This window comes from Alkaliphilus crotonatoxidans (assembly GCF_054658015.1).
In genome coordinates, this window is sequence record NZ_BAAHXS010000006.1 from 786,605 (window position 1) to 805,838 (window position 19,234).

Consider the following 19,234-nt stretch of genomic DNA (forward strand, 5'->3'; position numbering starts at 1 on the left):
CTAATACTATTATTGGAAGCTAACTAAAAGGAGCAATAGGATGAAGAATATTATGCATTATGTAGGAAAGTACATGACAAAGTGGTTGGTGGTGGCTACTTTAGTAGGAATAGGCGGGGGACTTTCAGCAGTTGTTTTAAAGAAGGCAATCGATTTTACAGGAGCCATTAGTCAATATGTTCCCCTTGTCTTTGCTCCTATGATAGGCGGTGCGTTGGTATCTATATTATACCTGTGGGACCCCTTTGCTGCTGGCTTTGGTACCAACCATTATATTAGCGAAGTCAACCAAAGGGCTGGATTCTTGAAGCTGAAAACCCTCTTCAGTAAGCTAATGGCAACTGCCATCACCCTGGGTTTTCAAGGAAGTGGGGGTGTAGAAGGACCCATGCTGGTTATGGGGGGAGGCCTGGCCGACGGGATAGCCAACATGCCTATCATTAAAAACTATTTTTATGAAGAGGATAAAAGAATACTAACCATCTGTGGGGCAGCCGGTGCAGTTGGTGCCATCTTTAGATCCCCCTTAGGGGGTGGTATATTCGTAGTTGAGGTGTTGTTTCGTTCATCTTTACACTATGCAGACCTCTTTCCAGCACTGCTATCTTCAACCATGGGGTTTGTAATTTACAGCATGCTGTCGAGCTCTGTACCTTTGTTTATTATCCCCGATTATCTGCCCAATGTTTACAATATCCCCTTTTTTATTTTAGCCGGAATATTAGCAGGACTGCTATCATTAGTATTTATGGCAATCTTTAGATGGGCTCAAAATATTTTTAAAGGCTTACCATATCAAAAAATCCACCCGCTCTTGGGAGGTGTTCTAACAGGACTGATTGTCTATGTAATGCCCAGGGTAGGTGGAACCGGAAATCATGTAATCCAGGAAATGATTGATTTTAATCTGTCCTTTGGTATTTTGCTCCTATTACTGTTTGGTAAAATGCTGTCAACCTCCTTTACAGTGGCCTCTGGTGGTAGCGGCGGCCTTGTCATACCAGCTCTATACATAGGTGCCATCGCTGGTAATATGATATCCTCCATTGCCGCCAATGGAGATATTGGCTTATCAGCTTCACTGGTAATAGCCGGAATGGCTGCCAGTCTGGCCAGTATTGCCAATGTTCCTATTGCTGCAACAATCATGTTGGTGGAAATGGTAGGCTTAAGACTGGGGGTTCCTGCCACCATTGGCAGCATAGTTGGTTATGCCCTTGGCCATAGCCAGGTAATTTATGGTGTTACTAAGCCTGATCAATGGCAGTATGAGGAGATGGAGAAGTGGAGAAGGCATGACGCAAAGGATGACAGCCATTAACATTAAGTTAAGCTGCTTAATTTCTATTTTGAAGTATATAGTTATTAAATAAAAGAAATGGTGATTCTTCAAGGTAATATTGAGGAATTCATCCCGTACTCCACAAGAAAAACAGTATATGCTATAATTAATGAAGGAATTATAGTAATCTATTAAACTGATTGATATAAAATAGCGGTGGAGGATTTAAGACCAATGGCGAAAATAACTTTTCCTAATGAAAAAATCAGTGGCAGAGTTAATCATAAAAAAATCAATAAAATTAAGCGTGAGGCAATTTTACTGGAAAATCGATTTGTATGCCCCTTATGTTTTGAAGCAGACTATGATGTAATAAAATGTGAATTTGAAAAGAATTCAAATAAACCTATGCGATATACTGGAAAATGCAAAAAATGCAGTACAATCATACAATATAATAAAGAAACTCCAAGAATCAATCTATGAAGCCTGTGAATTAACATTCAAGGCTTCTTTTTTTGACACAAATTTGGATTTTTCTCTAAGTTTTTAGAGGATAACTAAAATAAATGTAGAATTAAAGTAAATATTAGGTTATTGTGGAGATATTATGTAAATGTACTTTAAGTTATTAGCAGCATAGATTGATCTATTAATCAACAACAATTTATACATATTCGTGATTTCAAGGTTAAAAAATGTAAAACGAATGTGGGGGAATAAGAAATGAAGCTGCTTATAAACCGGATAAAGGCATGTATAAAGGGTCAAAAGAGGGATTTTATTCATCAGAATAGTAGGGTGATTGATTTTAATGCTCATTATACGGCATCCAGAATAACAATTATCTATTTTGTTTTAGGAGTCTCATGGATACTTCTCTCAGATAAAATATTATTGTTAATTTTCCCTGATAGCATACGCAGAATTGCCCTCTATCAAACCCTAAAGGGATGGAGCTACATGTTCCTTACTGCTGCTATATTATATTTTATTATAAAACAAAATATTAAAATATTTGAAACTGCCAGAATAGAGCTTAAGGAAAGCTACGAAGAGCTGGAGACAACCCATGAAGAATTAATTGCTACAGAAGAGGAGCTTCGGGAAAAGCTAAAGGCCCTTAACCAGAGCCAAAGTGATTTAAAGCAGATAGAGGAACGATATCGACTGGCAATAGAGGGCTCGAATGATGGAATTTGGGATTGGGATTTAAAAAATAACACATTTGTATTTGATCGAACCAAGGTAATGCTTGGCTATAAACCCGATGAGATTGAAAATGTCCAAAGCCAATGGTTTAACTTAGTTCATCCTAGTGATCTACAAAATATTGAACGGGAATTAAAAAATCACTTTGAGAAAAAAATTTCCCATTATCGAAGTGAGTACAGGGTATTGGCAAAGAACGGAGAATATCGATGGATATTAAGCCGGGGACAGTCAATTTGGGACCAAGAGGGAAATCTAGTTCGTATGGCAGGTTCCCATACCGATATTACTGAAACGAAAGGAACCCAGGAAAGAATAAGACACCTGGCCTATATTGATCCCGTAACAGGTCTATATAATCGTTTTTATTTTATAGAGCAGTTGGAGCAGGAATTAATAAACTGCAGGAAAAATGGCAAAAACATTGCCGTTCTTCTACTTGATTTGGATGATTTTAAAAAAACCATTGACACCCTGGGGCATAGCTATGGAGATTTACTATTACATCGTGTAGGAGAGCAAATTAAGGCCTGTTTAGACGACACCGGGACCCTGTGCCGTTTTGGCGGCGATGAATTTGTTATATTAAAACCCATTGAGGGAATTCGTGATGCTGTTTCATTAGCCGATAAAATCTTAGAATCCTTTAAAATGGGACTGTTAATTAAAGATTATGAGAGCTTTGTCAGTACCAGTATTGGTCTTGCCGTGTCACCTTTTCATGGAACAGATGCCGAAGGGCTACTGAAAAATGTTGAAGTAGCCATGTATGAAGCAAAGGAAAAAGGTAAAAACTGCTATTATGTTTTTAATGACAGACTTAAAACTGATTTTATGGAAAAAGCTAAATTAGAAACAGATTTACGCCATGCTATCGATAAAAAAGAACTAATTGTTTACTATCAGCCCAAAATTGATCTGAGGACAAATGAAGTTGTTGGCGGTGAAGCTCTAATTCGATGGTTGCACCCGCTAAAGGGGTTGATCGGCCCTTCTCATTTTATTTCATTGGCAGAGGAAAATGGTATGATACGTGCCCTGGGAGAATGGGTATTAAGGGAGGTCTGTCGGCAAAATAAGAAATGGCAAGAAAGTGGATTAAAGCTAATCCCCCTGGCAGTCAATATTTCTGCCAGACAATTTCAGCAAAAAGACCTTGTTAAAACCATAAGGCAAATTCTGACGGAGGTAAACTTAGAACCCCATTGGCTGGAATTAGAGGTAACAGAAACAGTAGCCATGCAGGATTTAAAATATACCATTAGAATACTAAATGAATTAAGAAAAATGAACATATCCATCGCCCTTGATGACTTTGGAACAGGGTATTCCTCACTAAACTACCTGAAGCATCTGCCGATTAATACGGTTAAAATTGACAAGTCCTTTGTCCATGATATTCATGAAGATTCCAATGAAGCCATTATTGCCGATGCAATTATCTCAATGGCCCATGGTATGCGGCTAACAGTTACGGCGGAGGGGGTTGAAACCAGGGAACAATTAATTCAGTTAAAGAAAAAGCATTGCGACTTTGCCCAGGGATATTATTTCTATAAGCCTATTCCCCCTGAGGACTTTGAAATACTATTGAGAAAGAGTTGAATTGATCCTGGAAGGAAGAATGACAAAAGGGATTGTTCTGACACAACATCTTTAGTACAATATATAGTGATTCTAAAGATGAAAGCAGAGGAGAATAAAATGAGTGTATTGACAGTGACTGACATGAGTCATGGATTTGGAGCCAGAACTATTTTTCAAGAAGTATCCTTTCGACTGCTGAAGGGAGAGCATGTAGGTCTGGTGGGAGCCAATGGAGAAGGAAAATCTACCTTTTTAGACATCATCACAGGAAAGCTGATGCCGGATGCAGGAACGGTAGAATGGTCCAATCGTGTAACGGTGGGTTATTTAGATCAGCATTCGGTATTAACCAAGGGAAAAACCATTCGAGAAGCCCTAAGGGAGGCCTTTCAGGGAATGTTCGATTTAGAAGCTGAAATGCTTGAAATATATGAAAGAATGGCAGATGCTTCAGAGTCAGAGCTTACGAAGATGATGGAAGATGTAAGTGAAATACAAGCCATATTAGAAGGAAACAGCTTCTATATGATTGATTCAAAGATAGAGGAAATTGCCAATGGTCTTGGTCTTAGGGAAATCGGGCTGGATCGTGACGTTTCCGATCTCAGCGGAGGACAAAGAACCAAGGTGCTTTTAACAAAGCTCTTACTCCAAAATCCAACTATTCTCATTCTTGATGAGCCCACAAACTATCTGGATGTAGAACATATTGAATGGTTAAAGCGTTATTTAAAAAATTATGAGAACAGCTTCATACTGGTCTCCCATGATGTTCCTTTTATGAATGAAGTGGTAAATGTTATCTATCACGTGGAAAATGCCACCCTGACCCGCTATTCAGGTGATTATGACCAGTTTATGAAACTCTATGAAATCAAAAAACAACAGCAGCAATATGCCTATGAGCGTCAACAGCAGGAGGTTGAACGCCTGGAGGATTTTATTGCCAGAAACAAGGCTCGCATTTCCACCACCGGCAGAGCCAAGAGCCGACAAAAACAGCTGGATAAAATGGAAAGGATCGAGCGGCCCAGAGAAAAGATTAAGCCTACTTTTCAATTTATAGAGGCCCGTACACCGGGAAAAATCATTTTTTCAGCTGAAAATCTTGTAATTGGGTACGATGAACCCTTAACTAAGCCTTTAAATGTAAGCCTTGAACGTGGAAAGAAAGTCGCCATTAGAGGAGTAAATGGATTGGGTAAATCAACTCTGTTAAAGACCCTATTGGGACAATTAAAACCAGTTTCGGGGAAGGTAGAGCTTGGTGATTATTTGTATCCTGGATATTTTGAACAGGAGAGCAGTCGTGATAACAATCAAACTGCCATGGAGGAAATATGGAACGAGTACCCTGGCTTGACAAACTTTGAGGTGCGACAGGCCCTGGCCAAATGCGGTTTAAGCAATGAACATATAACAAGTCAAATGATGGTGTTAAGTGGTGGTGAAAATGCCAAGGTTAGATTATGTAAGCTGATGCTTAGGGAAATCAATTGGCTGGTACTGGACGAACCCACCAACCATCTTGATGTAGATGCAAAGGATGAGCTTAAAAGAGCTTTGAAGGAGTTTAAGGGGACTATTCTTTTGGTTTCCCATGAACCGGATTTCTATGAGGATTGGGTAACAGATGTCTGGAATGTGGAAGATTGGACAACTAAAATTGTATAAAAAAACGACTCAAATGAGGCAGTACTTTAGCCAATTTGAGTCGTTTTTTTATATATTTCATCTACGACAACCGGTTACACCTCATTATGGCCATTGTTAACAAAAATTTTTTAAAAAAATTATTTATTTTTATTGTATTTATTTCTGATTGAATTCGTCGGTCTTATTGGCTCATATAATTAACAATGCATAATATCAATAGTTACAAGTCGTAAACATGAGAAAAGGGAAGCAAATGGGCTTTTTTGGGCTAATAGTATAATATTTGAAATAATTTGAATTTTGCGCAATATAAATTTGTAGTGTAAATTTATGGTAAGGGACTAGCCACCTACAACGATTTTTGCTAGTCAAACCATAAGGAGGTGGAGGTGTGCGCTACATAAGAGAACCAACCGACTTGATAGTAACGATTAACCTTTGAATTGCCGACCAGAGCAAAATAGAAAAGGAGGAAGACAAATGAAAAGACTTTTATCAATTATGCTAATTTTAGTATTATCCTTTGGGTTACTGATCCCTTCGGCGGTGTATGGAAATGAACAGGGTACCCAGGAATATCTTGTACAGTTCAAAGGTTCATCAGGGGTATCAGCCAGAGGCATGGCTACATCCTATGGTATTCAGGCGAAGCAGGTCAAACAAACTCTAGACATATTACCCGTACAGGTTCTTGAATTAACACCAAGCCAAGCAAAGGCATTGGCCAGCAATCCCAATGTCGTAGCAGTAGAACCCAATGCAGAGGTTACCGCCTATGCTCAAACAGTCCCCTGGGGCATAACTCGAGTACAGGCTCCTCAAGCCCATGCAGCAGGATACAGAGGCGCAGGCGTTAAAGTTGCCGTTCTTGATACTGGAATTGACAGTTCTCATCCTGATTTAAACGTTAGGGGTGGATACTCAGTATTTACTGATAGCGCCAATTCTAACCCTTTCTATGATGGAGACGGTCATGGAACCCATGTAGCTGGAACAATTGCAGCCTTAAATAATACGATAGGTGTTCTTGGAGTAGCCTATAACGTAGATTTGTATGCCGTAAAGGTATTAAATAATAATGGAGGCGGTACCTATGCCGGTATTGCCCAAGGTATTCAATGGGCAGTCAACAATGGAATGCATATCGTTAATATGAGCCTGGGGGGCCCTTCAAGCTCAACAATTTTACAAAACATTTGCGATGCTGCCAATCAAGCAGGGGTTCTATTAATCGCTGCTGCAGGAAACAGTGGAAATGCCAGTGGAACGGGGAATTCCGTAGGCTATCCTGCAAGATACGCTTCAGTAATGGCCGTAGCTTCTACCAATTCTAACAACGTTAGAGGCTCTTCTTCCAGTACAGGGCCAGCAGTTGAAATTTCAGCTCCTGGTGTCAGCATTTTAAGTACCGTTCCCGGTAATGGTTATGCAACTTATACCGGAACTTCCATGGCTTCACCCCACGTGGCGGGAGTAGCCGCCCTTGTAAAGGGTGCAAGACCTAACTTAAGCAATACCCAAATCAGACAGATTCTTAACAGCACTGCAACACCTTTAGGAAATTCAAATCATTATGGAAACGGTCTTGTGCAGGCTGTACCTGCCATTAATGCAGCATTAGCTTATTAAAAAATATAGACAATTAAGCCTTTAAGAGAGAAAGGGCAGAAGGGGAAGATGATTTCCCTTCTGCTCTTTTTATACTATGCTATAAAATGTACAAAGTGCTGTTAAAATGCTGATAATAACAAAGGTCGAAGTATACTATATAATTGTACCCATACAAACATGTTACCTTAATAATAAAAAAATATTGGTAAAATAATACAATGTAAAACCATAGACCTATTGAAAAACCTAAATTCTTTAAAGATTAATAGAATAAAATATTTTATTGCAAAAAAATATTATATAATTTCTTTAGACAAGAACAAAAAAATTTGTTAATATAATTAAAAGTAAGCTAGTACTACGTCGTAGTTAAAGTCTGAGTGGTTTCCTGAGGAGAATTTTCATAGAATATGACAGATAAGGAAACCATATGGAGCAATATGACGTCTGACGACAACGAAGTTATATGTTTATTACGACGGGATACTAGTATCCTGCGTCACTTAAAATTAAGCTTAACCCTGGCAAATCTTTTATATGACGCAAGGTACTAGTAAAAGACACAATAGAATAATTATCTTGAAATTGGATAATACTTGAAAAATAACACTGACAAAGAGTTATTTCATTATGTTCAACACTTCAAGGGTATTTGAACTACCCTTTGAGTGCAATATATAATAGTATTTAAGGAGGGAGGGAAATATATGGAAATATTAAGCCCTGGAAAAAAAATTAAACTTCTTAGAAAAAAAATTGGTCTACGCCAAGACCAACTAACAGATGATAAAATTACCCGCAGCCTGATTAGTATGATTGAAAATGGTAAAAGACGACTTAATAGAAAAACTGCAACGATCATTGCCTATAAGCTGAATCAATTTTATAAAAATCTTGGTAAAGAAGTAACGCCAGAGTACTTATTGGAGTCTGAGGAAGAACAGGCCAGAAAAATAATCAATTATTATTTGGAAGGTTTAACGCCAATTATTGAAAATAAAAACGAATCAGATTATCAACATGTCCATGAAATTTTTAATAAAATGCTAACCCTATCTAAGGAATGGAAATTAAGGGATAAAGAATCAGAGGTACTTTTAACCAGAGGGACCTATTACTTCGATTGTAATAAATATAATTTAGCAATGGTTGATTACTTTAATTCCCTTGAATACTATTTAGAAGTCAGGGAAAACAGTCCTATTGCTCTTCTTTACATCAAAATTGCCAATTGCTATATAAAAATGGGCCTTTTGGAACAGGCATTGTTTTATAGTGACAAGGCCTTTAACCTATCTGTAGAGGTTAAGCTGATAAATGGCAATGATATTAAGGCACAAGCATTGTATAACAAAATGCGGTGTTATATTAATGAAAAACGATATGATTTAGCACTTCAAGAGATAGACAAGTATAAGGAATTAAAGGGTATTAGTGATAAAAAGCTTGATGAAGTTCTACTTATGGAAGCCAATACCTACTTAGCCTTAAGAAATTATGAAAAGGCTAAGAAAATTTATGACAAGCTCATCAATAGAGAAAGTGGTTTAACGGTTGAAAATTTAGCAAGAATGTACTGTGAAACCGCTAATCTATATCAATTGTTGGGCAATCCTGAAGAGGCTTTAGATCAAGTAAAAAAAGCAGTTTCTCTTAAAAATAAAATTAGCAATAACGATCTTCCTCAATATTTCCTATCTGTTTCTAAGGGCTATCAAGCCATTAAAGAAGTAGAAACCGCCAAAAACTATTTAGAGGAGGCTATTGAGGCTGCTAAGCTGGAAAAGGACGAAACAACATTAATTACAGGTTTAATGACATTAGCAGCAATCTATAAATCACAGGATAAATTGGAGCTGGCAGAGATTAAGCTATTGCAAGCAGAATCTCAATTAGAACTAAGGAACAGTAAGCTCAAACTCAGAGAAATATTTACCCTTTTAGGGGAACTATATTGTGAAATGGGCTCCTTAGAAAAAAGCAAGTTGTACTTTAAAAAGATTAGAAATATTTAAAGGCTATTTTTTGAATCGAAAAAAGTCAGCAAGACACCTATATCTGGTACCCTTGCTGACTTTTTAAAGTTCTAAAAAAGTCTCATCCACCTTTAAATTGCCGACCAGAGCAAAATTTACAGGAGACAAAACTTTCCTTAAGTATTTTAACACAATTTACTTTTCTTGAAAAGTATGTAAATAAATATATTTTAATTAATATATTATCAATTAAAATGGATATGCTGACCGATCAATTGTGAAGGAAAAAGGTTAAGATATGTAGAAATATTAATAGATAAATATACTGTTTTAGGGGAGAAGAAAATGATTTTATCAGGAAAAGCAATCAAAAATAAAATAGGCAAGGAAATTGTCATAGAACCATTTTGTGAATCTCAATTAAATCCTAATAGCTATAACCTGAGATTACACCATGAATTATTGGTATATGACAATAAATGTCTTGATATGAAATGTGAAAACAAGGCCAGTAAATTAATTATTCCTGACGAAGGTCTAATTTTGCAGACCGGCAGATTATATTTAGGCAGAACTTTGGAATATACAAAAACCGACTGTTATGTTCCCATGCTGGAAGGCCGTTCTTCCATAGGCCGTCTGGGTCTATTTGTTCATATTACAGCAGGCTTTGGTGATGTCGGCTTTAATGGCTATTGGACACTGGAAATGTTTTGCGTACAGCCAATCAAAATTTATCCTGGCGTAGAAATTTGTCAAATATTTTATCATGCCATAGAGGGTGAATATGATAAATATAAAAGTGGTAAATATCAGAATAATAAGGGGATACAGCCCAGCCTACTCTATCGGGACTTTAAAAATGATAAGAAATAGAATAACAAAATTTATCATTTCTTTATGAAATAAACTGAAAAATAGGAATATTGAATCATTGCATTCTTTCGCTAAAAGCAGTTATGCTTAAAAAGCGAAGAAAATATTGAAGGGGAAGCGAATCAAATGAAGACAATTAAAATCGATGAAAAACAGTGCTATATCGGTAGGGTTCCGTTTGGCGCTGATTTATACGAATTTTTAATGGATTTTGTAAAGGATAAAAGGATCAGGGCAGGTCAGCTTACTGCCTCAGGATCAGCAAGCAAAGCAACTGTAGCCTTTTATAATCAAAACAAAGGCGAATATATTGAAAGACATTTTCCAAATCAGATGGAAATTCTAAATGTAACAGGCAGTATATCCTCCACAGAGGAATCACCTTTTATTCAATTGCATATACTTTTATCTGATGAAGAAGGAAATGCCTATGGGGGTCAACTGGTCAAGGGAACAGAGGTTTTTGCCTGTGAATTTGTTATTAAAGAGTTTATACCAGCATAGCGTCAATTTAAAAAGTAAAAAATGTTGCCTGAGCATATCCCTGATGTAAATGATTTAAACCCAGTGTTTTGGTAAGTAGACCCGATCCTGAAATAAAAAGGGTTACTCCTAAAAAGCATAGGGTTTTTTTCTCAATTAGATAGTGATCGAATGAACTTGGCATAATGCTGCTGAAAAAGTGACATCCTAATAATTATATAGTAATGTATTATATCCATATATATACTCTCTTTCCCAATGTAGCTTAACATTTGTGGATATATCAAGTATAATGGAATTCTAGGAAAACTGTAATTACAATCGGGGGTTAATGAACTATGAAGGTAAGGGAAACTGTTGAAAGAATAAAACACTCCGCTCAAATTTACTTTGAAGAGAAGGGCTACGAGGCCACAACATTAAGGGAAATTGCTAAAAGAGTAGGAATTAATGCCGCTTCCCTTTACTATTATTATCCCTCAAAGGAGGATCTTTATATTGACCTTTTAAAGGATAGTCAGGCCCACCAAAATCATGCCATTGAAAAATTAGTCAAGGAAAACGATTCAGGGTCAGTAGAGGAAAAGTTAAATCTGTTTTTTATTGGATTGATTAAAATCCATATCGATAATCAAAGTCTGAGCAGGTTTTTACTGCGAAATGTCTTCTTTCCGCCCACCCAGTTAAAAGATCGTCTAAAAAATGAGACCATATCCTGGATGGAATCCTGCATTCCTTATTTAAAGAAACTATTTACAGAAGGTATTGAAAAGGGCGTTATCAGGAATATACCAATTCAACAGCTAATCCATTCCTTTATTGCAATTCAGAGTGGTTATATTTTATATTGGATGAGCTTGGAAACAGACCCCAGTGATGATGAAATATATCATTCTTGGTGTTTTTATTGGAATGGAATTCAAAATTGTCAAGACCTTTAATAATCAGTTTGACATCAAGCCTTAAAAGATTGGAAGAGAAATAATCTCTTCTTTTTTTATTTAATTTAAACTCTGAATTATTGAAAAATACATTATTTTTTCAATTAAATCAAATCTATTATGATAAATACGAGATAAAGGCCTTAACTTTTTTTCTAATATAATTTATAATTAACCTAACAAACGTTTGATTAATTTATGAAGGTATGGAGAATGATAATATGATTGATCAAGTAAAGCTTGCCATCCTGTGCTTTGAAGAAAAAGGCTACCATAATAGCACCCTAACTGAATTAGCTCAAAGGACAGGCCTTTCCTTACAAGAAATTGAGCGAAAATATCGTACAAAAGGGGATTTATATATGGAGCTCTTTTTATACTGCAGAGACAGTCTATTGGCCTACATGAAGCAGTCCTATTATCAAACAAGTCAAAATCCCTTAGAAAAGAAACTTTATCATATTTTTAAATCATTGATATATTTTTTAGAAGAAGAAAAGCTTATATTTTGTTTTTTTATGAGGAACTACCTTTACCCTCCGGCCTGCCTTGAAATGGAGATCAAGGCATCTATTCAGCCATGGAAGGAAAAGTACATAAATCAGTTAAGGCAGCTGTTAGCAGAAAGTATGAAATCAAAAAAATTCAATGAAGTTTCTATCGAAGCCTTCGTACATTCCTATATTGCCTTTATAAAAGGGAATATCCTCCTCTTTATTAATAGTCAAACGACACCGAGGGATGAGGAGATTTATTGCCTATGGACAACCTATTGGTTAAGTAGAAATAAAAACAAATTAGAGGGGAATGAAAAATGCAAAACAGAGAAAATGGGCATCCTTTAGTTATTACATGTATATTAGATTCATCTAAAAAATTAATTTATAGTAATACTAATGAAGAATATGCCTTAAGATTATTAAAGGACCTTGATCTAGTTAAAATTTCCCCTTCTACAGAGTTAATTAAAGGGGAATGGTTTATTTCAATAGAAAGTGTTCATTTATGCTGTAAGACGTATGAGCTTATCGTTTTGCAGCAGTGGAAAAGCCGGTATTCATTTTATGAGGAAGCCTTTCTTGATAAGGCTACAATGCTTTATAACCGAAATTTGTGGGAAAAAATAACCACTAACAAAATGCTGATAAAGTTTCGCCGTTACGGCCTCATTATATTAGACATTGATAACCTTAAAGCAATCAATGATAAGTTTGGTCATTTAGTTGGCGATCAAGCAATCAAAAACGTGGCAGACGCCATTATGGAATCAATCAGAGAAATCGACCTGGCCTTTCGATATGGTGGCGATGAGTTTTTAATCATATTGCCCGAAATAGATAATAAAAAGCTTGACGAGACAATACTCGAAATTAGAAGACAAATAGAGGAAAAAGAAAAACAGCTTCCCTTTATTTTAGAAGTAAGTATCGGGAGTATTTGTACAGAAGGGGTTAAAAAAGAAGTAAAGGAGCTGTTTAAAGAAGCTGATCAGGCCATGTATCAGGAAAAAAATAAAAAAGAAGGCCGAATCAAAAAAGGTCCACATAAGTAGAGCCCCTTTATCTAGTACTATAGAAGGAATTAGCTGAAATCAAGAAAATAACTGAAATCCTTTACAGCGTAATATGATATAATGAACATACTAATAGGAATATGATAATGAGATAATAGACAAGGAAGGTACCTCTATGAAAAAGAAAAATTACTCTATAAAGGTTAAGACCTGTAGAAGGTGTAAAAAAATTATACATGAAAATTCTCTACAGGATTTTTGTTCAAGCTGTCTAAAGCACGTGGAAGAAATTTTTGACCAAATCAGAGAGTATTTAAGGGAATACCCAGGTGCCACAGCCTTCGAAATTGAACAACGCCTTGGAATTCCTATTCATGTAGTGAATAACTTCGTCAAGGATGGAAGGTTAATCGAAGTTCCCAATGAATTTCTAAATGTAGAATGTCAGCGTTGTGGGTGTCTATTACTTTCATCTCACCATAAATATTGCCCTAAGTGTGAATATGAAATGCTAAAGGATCTTGAAAAAGCTAAGTCCGACATGGGTGATGTGGAAATTAAAGTAAAGGGAAAAATGCGGTTTAGAACCTACCGTGAATAAAAAAATATTGTTTTTTGACTAAAAGGGCCATACTATAGTAATATATAGTAAAAATAAAGAGGTGGCCTATGCTAGAATTATTAACTCCTGATTTATATGTAGAATCTATTTTTCACTTGAATCTAGATCTATTAAAAGAAAAAAATATCAAGGGGCTCATCATCGATATCGACAATACCCTAGTGGCCTGGGATAAAAAGTCGGCCAGTGAAGAAACAAAAGAATGGCTGCTGGGCCTTAAAACAGCCGGTTTTGAGGTTTGTTTGGTGTCTAATAATACCGAAGACCGAGTTGTAAAATTTAATGAAGTACTTAAGCTGCAGGCAATACATCGAGCAACTAAACCCCGAAGGGGAGCATTCCGGAAAGCCATGAGAATGATGGGAACCGACATAACCAATACTGCCATTATAGGAGACCAAATATTTACTGATATACTGGGAGGAAACCGAATGGGGATTATGACAATCCTGGTGATACCTATTAAGAGTAAAGAATTTTGGTGGACTACCCTGGTAAGAAGGGTAGAAAGACATGTTTTAAAAGTTGTACTACCCGACAGGCAGGGCAATTAATATTACTGCCAGGGGTCTTATTTAGAGCTAATAATTTTTATATTATTAGCTTTTATTTATTATTTAGCTGACAAAATAAATGGAAAATTATATTCAAAAAATGACTTAATATTTATTATATACACAAACTATAATCTATTCAAAGAACAGAAAATGTGTTATGATTAAATAGGATTTTTTATAGGAAGGGTTTGGTACTGGTGGTAAAATATCTGACAGCATAAAGCATTTCTGTATTACCAGAACAACATTTCTACCCTGGAAATAATAAAATCACTATTTAAAGCTGAAACTTTTATTGTTCAGTTGGATATAATACAAGGTAATAGCTGCTTATTAGCTATTTTAGAAGTTCTTGCCGTATTATAGTGATCCTTTCATCCCAGGACATTGTATCGGCCATATGGAATAGGGGGGAGAAATTTGGAGACAAGGATTAAACAAATCCGAAATCTATTACACCAAAATAGTCTTGATGGAATTTTAATTGAGAAACCGGAAAACAGAAGATATGTAGCGGGTTTCACAGGCACTACCGGTTCTGTACTGATCACCCGACAAGAAGCTCTATTTTTTACTGATTTTAGGTATACTGTTCAAGCCAAGCAGCAATGCAATGGCTACAAAATCATTGAAATCAGTCGTACCTATCCTTTAACCGATGCCTTAAAAGAACTAGATTTAAATCGTTTGGGAATCGAAGAGGATTATATGACCTATGGCAAATACATAGATTATAAAGAAAAGCTAACAGCAATAGAGCTTGTTCCCCTTAAAGGTGCCTTAATTAAACTGCGTTCCATCAAATCCCAGGAGGAAATTGAACTGATACAAAGGGCCGCCTCCATTGCCGATGACTGCTTTTCCCATATTTTATCCTACATTAAGCCAGGTATGAGGGAATTAGAGATTGCTTTAGAAATTGAGTATTTCATGAAAAAAAGAGGGGCCTCCGGCCTCAGCTTTGAATCCATCGTGGCTTCAGGCCAACGTTCATCCTTACCCCACGGAGTCGCATCAGATAAAATAGTCGAAGCTGGAGATTTAATCACCCTGGATTTCGGTTGTATTTTTAATGGATATTGTTCTGATATGACTCGAAGCTTTGTACTGGGCCAAGCAACAGAAAAACAAAAAGAAATTTATCATATAGTTTTAGAAGCCCAAGAAGCCGCTCTTAAAGCAGTGGCTCCCGGCATTAAGGGTAAAGAACTGGATCAAATTGCCCGTGACATTATCAAGCAAAAAGGCTATGGCGAATTCTTTGGTCATGGCTTAGGCCATGGTGTCGGCCTTGAAATCCACGAGCTACCCCATGTAAATTCATTAGGAGAGATAGATATGGAGCCCGGTATGGTTATCACAATTGAGCCAGGTATCTATATTCCAGAGTTTGGCGGCGTTAGAATAGAGGATCTGGTTGTCGTCACAGAAAGTGGATTTAGGGTCTTGTCAAAATCCAAAAAAAATCTACTGGAGCTGCAGGTATAAAATTATTTATTGTCTGTTCATCATTAACTAATAGTAGTTATTAAACTATTGTTAATAGCTATTAATTTATACATTAAAACGATAACTAGTATCCTGCGTCATTTAAATGACGAGATAAGGCCTGGGAATTTCCCAAAAGTAAGGTGGAAAAAGAAGCCATATCGGGCTATAAACCAGGGGTACCTAGCATTTAATTGCGACAGGTACTAACCACACTAGTTATGAATGATTAATGATTATATGGAGGGATACAATGATTTCAGCAGGAGATTTTAGAAAAGGAAATACATTTGAGTTAAATGGAGAGCCCTATGTAGTACTGGATTTTCAACATGTAAAGCCAGGTAAAGGGGCTGCCTTCGTAAGAACCAAATACAAGAATTTAAAAACCGGTGCTATTCGTGAGGAGGCCTTTAATCCCAGTGACAAATTCCCCAAGGCCCATATTGACACAAAGGAAATGCAATATCTATATAATGATGGTGAATTTTATTATTTCATGGACAATGAAACCTACGAACAAATTCCTTTAACCTTTGATCAGGTGGAGGATGCAATTAAATTTTTAAAGGAAAATGATTCAGCAACAATTAAATTTTATCAAGGCAAGGCCTTCCAGGTTGATCCACCGAACTTTGTTGTTCTGGTTGTAACAGAGACTGAGCCTGGAATCAAGGGAGACACTGCATCAAATGTTACCAAGTCTGCTACCCTTGAAACCGGTGCTATAATCCAGGTGCCCTTGTTTGTAAACGAAGGTGATTCTGTTCGAGTAGACACCCGAACCGGCGAGTATATGTCGAGGGCATAAAATTAAGCGAAATTAGGAAAAATAACTAGGGTGTGTCTGAATACTCCGAAGGGTGCAGATTTTACTGAATTTTTGTTCCAAGCAAGGCGCTTTTTTGAAGGCATACCAGGAGTACGTCAAGGAAAAGCAACGCTTCGTGGGACAAAAAAGCGGTGAAAGATGCCCTAAGAGTGGGTTTTCAGATACGCCCTAAAGACCTTTAGTCAGAACAAAGTCTTCCTTCAGAGAATTTAAAGGATGACTTTGTTGAAATCTATATTTGGAAAGCTCTCTTTAATATAATTGTGTTAAGTGAACTTTCCTATAGATTATAAAAATACAGGCGTTTTTTTTATTACATTTGGAAAGATAAAGATGATGGTTCTCTTATTTCTTTTCAAATGGATCATAAAAACATGAGATAAGGAGGTAGCAAGAATGGATCACTTATTTGAAAAGGTTGCATACCTGCGGGGATTGGCAGATGGTTTAAACATCAAAGAATCATCGAAAGAGGGCAAACTATTGATGAATATTATCGACACCCTGGAGGAATTTGCAGACGCTATTGTTGAAATCGGTGAAGAGCAGGAGGAATTAGCCGAATACGTTGAAGCCCTTGATGAAGATTTAATGGACGTAGAGGATGAACTCTTTGAAGAAGATGATGACGATGATGAGTTTGACGACTATGAGGATTTTGACGAAGAAGATGACGATATAGACTTTGCTGAGGTATTGTGCCCTTACTGCGAAGAAGAGATTTTTGTTGATGAAGATTTATTGGAGGATGATGAAGTTGAAGTGGTCTGTCCTCAATGCCATAGAACAATTACCATTATGGAGGAAGACCATTATCATGAGCACCACGATGGCTGCTGTCACATTGATGAAGAAGAAATTGTAGAGGAAATTGAAAAATAATTTTAAAAAGCAATATAAAAAATCCAATGCAAAAATTTCATTGGATTTTTTTATTTTATCCCATTAAACCAAAGGTCATGACCTTTGGTTTTTTCTTTTAGTTTTGGTCATAATTTATTTCCTTTTGAAATATCTATTATAAAGAAGGGGGGACAGGTTCTCATGGAGGCAAGCTTTATTGATAAAGAAAGGTATAGTCAAACCCATCAGCAGCTGGAACAATATCTCTGCCCTGAAATTCGAAAAATAGTAAGCCCTATCCCAAATTCCTTTAAACAGTTGATGGAGGAAATCAGATTAAGGGTTAATCGTCCACTAATGCTATTAGGTGATGGAAGGGAATATTATGTTACAGAGCAGGGAGAACTGACCCTCGAGTCTCAAAGGGCCATGAAGGTAAACAGAAAAAATATTGAAAACACCCTACAGTTTATATCTAACTATTCCCTATACGCCATTGAAGAGGAATTAAAGCAGGGCTATATTACCATCCCCGGCGGACACCGGGTAGGGATTGTCGGCAGAGTTGTTTTAGATAATGCCGGCGGTGTAAAGACAATGAAGGACTTTAGCGGGCTGAATATGCGTATCTCCAGAGAGAAAAAGGGGGTAGCAGACACAGTAATGGAATACCTTATCAAAGGGCCGACAGACTGTTATAATACCCTGATTATATCTCCACCCCAATGTGGTAAAACCACCCTTTTGCGAGACATTATCAGAAATCTTAGTAATGGCATACCCCCATTGAACTTTAAAGGCATGAAGGTGGGAGTGGTGGATGAACGCTCTGAGATTGGCGGTTCCTTCCAGGGAGAAGCTCAAAACGATTTGGGTATTAGAACTGATCTATTAGATGGCTGTCCAAAGGCCCATGGAATGATGATGCTGATTCGATCCATGTCACCCCAGGTAATTGCCACCGATGAAATAGGCAGAATGGAGGATATTCATGCAATCCAAGAGGCGTTAATGGCCGGCACCAGAGTCATCACCACTGTACATGGACAATCCCTCGATGATATACGCTCCAAACCGGTCATAGGTGATCTGGTAAAATCAAAAATATTTAATAGAATGATTGTGTTATCTAATCAGAAGGGCATTGGTACCATTGAATCATTGCTCGAAGGAAATCATTATAAGGCGCTAATCGATCAGCCGATTGCCAATAGGATGGTGACATAGATGACAACCAAAATTATATTTTCCTGTATTATTATAATTTGCAGTGGAATGGTAGGGCAAATTTTAGCCAATGGACTTCGGGAAAGAACCCGCCTGCTGGGACAGCTCATTCATACCCTTCAAATGTTAGAGACGGAAATTGTCTATGGCGCCACCCCACTGCCAATATTGCTGAAAAAAGTAGCCGCCAAAAGCAAAAAAGAAATCAGTATTTTGTTTGATACTACTGCAGAAATTTTACTTAAAAAAGATGGCTTTACCTTCCCAGAGGCCTGGGCTAAAGGCCTGCAAATTGCAAAAAACAGCAGTGAGCTAAAGGGAGAAGATATAGAGCTATTAATAAATCTGGGTAACAACCTAGGTACGTCAGATAAGGAAAATCAAGTTAAGTATATTCGGTTGACAATGGAAGGCTTGAGAAAAAATTACGAGGAGGCAGTCCTCCTGCAAAATAAAAATGTCAGCCTATACAAGCATTTAGGGTTTTTGGCAGGTTTGACAATCGTCATAATTTTATTTTAATTTAGG

General features: G+C 36.9%; 18 protein-coding genes. All 18 read left to right on the forward strand.

Going from position 1 to position 19,234, the window contains the following annotated elements:
* Positions 1–40 precede the first annotated feature (40 nt).
* On the forward strand, positions 41–1,321 hold the full coding sequence (locus tag ACYQ1I_RS15730) for a chloride channel protein (RefSeq protein WP_459767005.1): 1,281 nt from the start codon (positions 41–43) through the stop codon (positions 1,319–1,321).
* Positions 1,322–1,516: 195 nt separating this feature from the next.
* Positions 1,517–1,768: a hypothetical protein gene (locus ACYQ1I_RS15735; protein WP_459767007.1), complete on the forward strand. Its 252-nt coding sequence runs from the start codon at positions 1,517–1,519 to the stop codon at positions 1,766–1,768.
* A gap of 240 nt (positions 1,769–2,008) precedes the next feature.
* Positions 2,009–4,099 carry a putative bifunctional diguanylate cyclase/phosphodiesterase gene (locus tag ACYQ1I_RS15740; RefSeq protein ID WP_459767008.1) on the forward strand — a complete coding sequence of 697 codons (2,091 nt, stop codon included), beginning with the start codon at positions 2,009–2,011 and terminating at the stop codon, positions 4,097–4,099.
* A gap of 99 nt (positions 4,100–4,198) precedes the next feature.
* Positions 4,199–5,755: an ABC-F family ATP-binding cassette domain-containing protein gene (locus ACYQ1I_RS15745; RefSeq protein WP_459767010.1), complete on the forward strand. Its 1,557-nt coding sequence runs from the start codon at positions 4,199–4,201 to the stop codon at positions 5,753–5,755.
* Positions 5,756–6,217: 462 nt separating this feature from the next.
* Positions 6,218–7,366 carry a S8 family peptidase gene (locus tag ACYQ1I_RS15750; RefSeq protein WP_459767012.1) on the forward strand — a complete coding sequence of 383 codons (1,149 nt, stop codon included), beginning with the start codon at positions 6,218–6,220 and terminating at the stop codon, positions 7,364–7,366.
* A gap of 689 nt (positions 7,367–8,055) precedes the next feature.
* On the forward strand, positions 8,056–9,363 hold the full coding sequence (locus tag ACYQ1I_RS15755) for a tetratricopeptide repeat protein (protein WP_459767014.1): 1,308 nt from the start codon (positions 8,056–8,058) through the stop codon (positions 9,361–9,363).
* Between the two features lie 306 nt (positions 9,364–9,669).
* Positions 9,670–10,200 (forward strand): dCTP deaminase, encoded by a 531-nt coding sequence (gene dcd, locus ACYQ1I_RS15760; protein WP_459767015.1) that lies wholly within the window; start codon positions 9,670–9,672, stop codon positions 10,198–10,200.
* 126 nt (positions 10,201–10,326) lie between these two features.
* Positions 10,327–10,704, forward strand: coding sequence for a PPC domain-containing DNA-binding protein (locus ACYQ1I_RS15765; protein ID WP_459767017.1), 378 nt, complete (start codon positions 10,327–10,329; stop codon positions 10,702–10,704).
* A gap of 317 nt (positions 10,705–11,021) precedes the next feature.
* A complete protein-coding gene (locus ACYQ1I_RS15770) occupies positions 11,022–11,624 on the forward strand; it encodes a TetR/AcrR family transcriptional regulator (protein ID WP_459767019.1) in 603 nt (200 codons plus the stop codon).
* A 221-nt stretch (positions 11,625–11,845) separates the two neighbouring features.
* Positions 11,846–12,469 (forward strand): TetR/AcrR family transcriptional regulator, encoded by a 624-nt coding sequence (locus tag ACYQ1I_RS15775; RefSeq protein ID WP_459767021.1) that lies wholly within the window; start codon positions 11,846–11,848, stop codon positions 12,467–12,469.
* Positions 12,439–13,176: a diguanylate cyclase gene (locus ACYQ1I_RS15780; protein ID WP_459767023.1), complete on the forward strand. Its 738-nt coding sequence runs from the start codon at positions 12,439–12,441 to the stop codon at positions 13,174–13,176. The genes ACYQ1I_RS15775 and ACYQ1I_RS15780 overlap by 31 nt, the downstream gene beginning before the upstream one ends.
* Before the next feature lie 136 nt (positions 13,177–13,312).
* On the forward strand, positions 13,313–13,738 hold the full coding sequence (locus ACYQ1I_RS15785) for a hypothetical protein (RefSeq protein WP_459767025.1): 426 nt from the start codon (positions 13,313–13,315) through the stop codon (positions 13,736–13,738).
* 68 nt (positions 13,739–13,806) lie between these two features.
* Positions 13,807–14,313 carry a YqeG family HAD IIIA-type phosphatase gene (locus tag ACYQ1I_RS15790; RefSeq protein ID WP_459767026.1) on the forward strand — a complete coding sequence of 169 codons (507 nt, stop codon included), beginning with the start codon at positions 13,807–13,809 and terminating at the stop codon, positions 14,311–14,313.
* Between the two features lie 423 nt (positions 14,314–14,736).
* Positions 14,737–15,804, forward strand: a complete 1,068-nt coding sequence (locus tag ACYQ1I_RS15795; RefSeq protein WP_459767028.1) for a M24 family metallopeptidase — start codon at positions 14,737–14,739, stop codon at positions 15,802–15,804.
* A 253-nt stretch (positions 15,805–16,057) separates the two neighbouring features.
* On the forward strand, positions 16,058–16,615 hold the full coding sequence (gene efp / locus ACYQ1I_RS15800) for an elongation factor P (RefSeq protein ID WP_459767030.1): 558 nt from the start codon (positions 16,058–16,060) through the stop codon (positions 16,613–16,615).
* A 417-nt stretch (positions 16,616–17,032) separates the two neighbouring features.
* Positions 17,033–17,518, forward strand: coding sequence for a CD1247 N-terminal domain-containing protein (locus ACYQ1I_RS15805; RefSeq protein ID WP_459767032.1), 486 nt, complete (start codon positions 17,033–17,035; stop codon positions 17,516–17,518).
* Between the two features lie 162 nt (positions 17,519–17,680).
* Positions 17,681–18,706 carry a stage III sporulation protein AA gene (gene spoIIIAA, locus ACYQ1I_RS15810; RefSeq protein WP_459767034.1) on the forward strand — a complete coding sequence of 342 codons (1,026 nt, stop codon included), beginning with the start codon at positions 17,681–17,683 and terminating at the stop codon, positions 18,704–18,706.
* A complete protein-coding gene (spoIIIAB, locus tag ACYQ1I_RS15815) occupies positions 18,707–19,228 on the forward strand; it encodes a stage III sporulation protein SpoIIIAB (RefSeq protein ID WP_459767036.1) in 522 nt (173 codons plus the stop codon).
* The last annotated feature ends 6 nt before the right edge of the window (positions 19,229–19,234 follow it).